The sequence below is a fragment of the Microbacterium sp. ISL-103 genome (assembly GCF_018613995.1).
Lineage (GTDB): Bacteria > Actinomycetota > Actinomycetes > Actinomycetales > Microbacteriaceae > Microbacterium.
This window is the reverse complement of the sequence record NZ_JAGGPD010000529.1, coordinates 1-3,269: the sequence shown is the minus strand read 5'-3', so window position 1 is coordinate 3,269 and position 3,269 is coordinate 1. Positions and strand designations below refer to the sequence as shown.

Below are 3,269 nucleotides of genomic sequence, written 5' to 3'. Positions count from 1 at the left end.
AGCCCGGGGGCTGGGGTGTATTCTTTATCTGGCCGAGTGAGGGACATAAAAACAGCGATTCCTGCGCGTACGTCAGCAGCGAGATGTCGGCTGCGAGCGCGAGCGTGGAGTCCGGGGCGCTGGTGATCGCCACGGACAGCGCGCCGGCGTCTCTGGCGATCTCGACCGCACGGACGACCTCGTGGGTCTCACCGCCGTGCGAAAACGCGATCACGACGTCGTCGGACGTACGAAGCGATGCCGTCGTGAGCGCGAGATGCGGATCGGCCGAGTGCGCGACCGAGCAGCCGATGCGGGCGAGCTTCTGCTGAAGATCCTGGGCGGTGAGCGACGAGGCCGCCTGCCCGAACAGATCGACGTGCCGTGCGGCGACGACGGCTCGCGCGACCCGGTCGAGTGCATCCGCATCGAGACCGAGCGCGGTCTTCTCGATCGCATCGATCTCCTGAGCCGCGAGCTTGGCGGCGACGGCCGCCGGCTCGTCATCCGGATCGATCGCCGTCGTGTCGAGGCCGAATCGGGCCTGCTGCGCCTGCGCGAGGGTGACCGTGCGCGCCACCGCGACCCGCAGCTCGCGATACCCGCTGAAGCCGAGTGACTGCGCGAAGCGGGCCACCGTCGACAGCGACGTGTGGCAGAGCTGCGCCAGGTCGTTGATGGCGAGATCGACGACGAGCGTGGGGTCCCCGAGTATCGTCTCCGCGACCCGTGCTTCTGCAGCACTCAGTCGGGGAACGGATCGGCGTACCAGCGCGCGAACATCGTCGTCCACGGTGTCATCCTGCCTCAGTCGACCCGCCCTGCGCTGCCGGACGGCGGGGCGGCGCGCCGCGAGGCCCCGCCGGTGAGCCGATCCCTGGCGGCCTGTGCGCCGATCCTGCTGGCGGCTCCGACGTCGACGACAGGCAGCGCGAGCGGTCGCTGCGGTGCCAGCCCGACGTTGACCACGACCGCCTCGCGATCGCGTGCTGCGGCACGTTCGACGAGCGAACGCTGCGCCTCGTCGGCATCCGGGCGGTCCAGCAGGATCACCGTCAGCCCGTCGGCGGCGACCGCCGCATCGAGTGCGGCATCCTGCTCGGCGAGCGAGGTGCGCGCGACATCGAGACGCACGCGATGACCGTCGCCCGCGAGCGCGTCAGCGACGTACGCCGACGCGCTGTCGACGGCGAGAGTCGAGCGGCGTCTGGCATCGACGACGGCGAGGGCCATCGCATCCGCCGTCGCGCCCGTGACTGCTCGCGCGACGATCCCGGGTCCGTCGAAGTCGACCGGTGCCGTGCGTGCGGTGCGCGTGCGCAGCGTCTGTGCGAGACGGGCGACGCGCCGGGCTGCGTCTTCGACGCGCTCGCGGGGCAGCGAGCCGTCGCGGAGAGCCGCGATGATCCCGTCGCGCGCCGCGTGGAGATCCCGGAGATCCTGATCCGCGAGAGTGGCCTCGCCCCGGTTCGTGGGATTGCCGATGCACAGAAGGTCGGCGCCGGCGGCGAGAGCTCGCGCAGCCCCGGGGCCGATGCCGACGGTCTCGCGGATCGCCGCCATGTCGAGGGCGTCGGTGATGATGACCCCCTCGAAGCCCCAGTCGCGCAGCATGCCGAGCACGCGGGGGTTGAGGGTCGCGGGCTCGGTTCCCCAGGCGGGGACGACGATGTGCGCGGTCATGACCGCGTCGACGCCGGCGGCCACCGCGGCGCGGAAGGGCGCCAGGTGCACCCGCTCGAACTCCTCGACGTCGAGGGCGATCTCGGGAAGCGCGTGGTGCGAGTCGAGATGCGTGTCGCCATGGCCCGGGAAGTGCTTGATGCACGCCGCCACAGGGCCGTCCTGGATGCCATCGACGGCCGCCAGCACGTGTCGGGAGACGAGCGCTTCATCGCTGCCGAAGGACCGCACGCCGATCACCGGGTTGCGAGGATCGGTGTTCACGTCGGCGACGGGTCCGAGGATCACGTTGCCGCCGATCGCGCCGACGCGCCGGGCGAGCTCGGCACCGGATGCGCGGGTGGCGTCGACGTCGTCGACGATTCCGAGCTGCGCCGCGCCCGGAAGGGTCGAGCCCGCCGCCGACTCGAGACGAGTGACGTTGCCGCCCTCCTCGTCGATGCCGATCAGAGCGTCGGGGTTCGCCTCGTTGATCCGCGCACTCATGGCCGACAGACCGTCACCGACGTTCTGACCGAAGTAGACCGCTCCGGCAAGGCCGTCGCGCAGCTCTTCGAGCAGCCACTCCGGCGGCTCCGTGCCGAAGAACCCCGGCCAGAGCACTCCGTTCGCGAGCCGCGCGAGGTCGTCGCTCATCCCTTGACCGCTCCCGCGACCATGCCGGCCGAGAGGCGGCGCTGGACGATCACGAAGAAGATCATGACCGGGATCGTGATGATGGTCGATGCGGCCATGATGCTGCCCCAGTCGTTGGCGTGCAGACCGAAGAACGACTTCAGGCCGATCGACACCGTGTACTGGTCGGTCGCGCTGCCGAGGATCGTCATGGCGAAGATGAACTCGTTCCACGCCGTGATGAAGCTGAAGATGCTGGTGGCGACGAGGCCGGGCATCACGAGCGGCAGCAGGATCGAGCGGAACATCCGCCACCAGCTGGCGCCGTCGATGTAGGCGGCCTCTTCGAGCTCGACCGGCACCGCGGCCACGAACCCGCGCAGCATCCAGATGCCGAAGGCGAGCGAGAGAGCGACGTACACGACCATCAGGCCCAGGATGCTGTTGAGCAGGCCGAGGCTCTTGACCTGCAGGAACAGCGGGATGACCAGAGCCTCGAGCGGCACCATCTGCACGACGAGGATCATCATCAGGATGGTCGTTCGGAACTTGAAGCGGAAGCGCGCGACCGCGACCGCGGCGAGCAGGCAGACCAGGGCGCTGACGAGCACGGTGACCACCGCGACGATCGCCGAGTTGCGCAGGTAGGTGCCGAAGCCGCCGTCTGTGAGGACGAAGGCGAAGTTGTCGAGCGTGAATTCCTGCGGCAGCAGCGACTGGCCGCCGCTGGACGCCTTGGCGTCGAGGGCGCTGGAGACCATCCAGTAGACGGGGAACAGCGTGAAGATCAGGACGGCGGCGATCGCGATGCCGGTGCCGAGGCGCGACATGGCAGACGGGCGGGGGTTCACAGCTCGTCCTCCTTCATGAGTGAACGGATGTACACGATCGTGATGCCGATCAGCACCAGGGTGAGCAGCACCGCGAGCGCGGCACCGAATCCGTAGCGGTTCTGGCCGAACGACTCGACGTACGACCAGACTCCGAGGTTG

3 protein-coding genes and 1 pseudogene are annotated in these 3,269 nt (G+C 69.3%); all 4 read right to left on the bottom strand.

What is annotated here, in order from left to right; all coding sequences use genetic code 11:
- Positions 1-772 (bottom strand): MurR/RpiR family transcriptional regulator (locus J7E68_RS17115; protein WP_215174621.1); only part of this gene is annotated, 772 nt, incomplete at its 3' end.
- 14 nt (positions 773-786) lie between these two features.
- A complete protein-coding gene (locus J7E68_RS17110; RefSeq protein ID WP_215174619.1) occupies positions 787-2,298 on the bottom strand; it encodes a glycoside hydrolase family 3 N-terminal domain-containing protein in 1,512 nt (503 codons plus the stop codon).
- On the bottom strand, positions 2,295-3,128 hold the full coding sequence (locus J7E68_RS17105) for a carbohydrate ABC transporter permease (RefSeq protein ID WP_215174617.1): 834 nt from the start codon (positions 3,126-3,128) through the stop codon (positions 2,295-2,297). Before J7E68_RS17105 ends, J7E68_RS17110 begins: the two co-directional genes overlap by 4 nt.
- A pseudogene (locus tag J7E68_RS19995) lies at positions 3,125-3,269 on the bottom strand (sugar ABC transporter permease); the annotation flags it as partial. The gene J7E68_RS17105 and the pseudogene J7E68_RS19995, both read right to left, overlap by 4 nt.

What these genes read in the sequence shown, in the direction of transcription:
- J7E68_RS17110 (WP_215174619.1), bottom strand. Translation starts at nt 2,298, where the DNA reads ATGAGCGACGACCTCGCGCGGCTCGCGAACGGAGTGCTCTGGCCGGGG.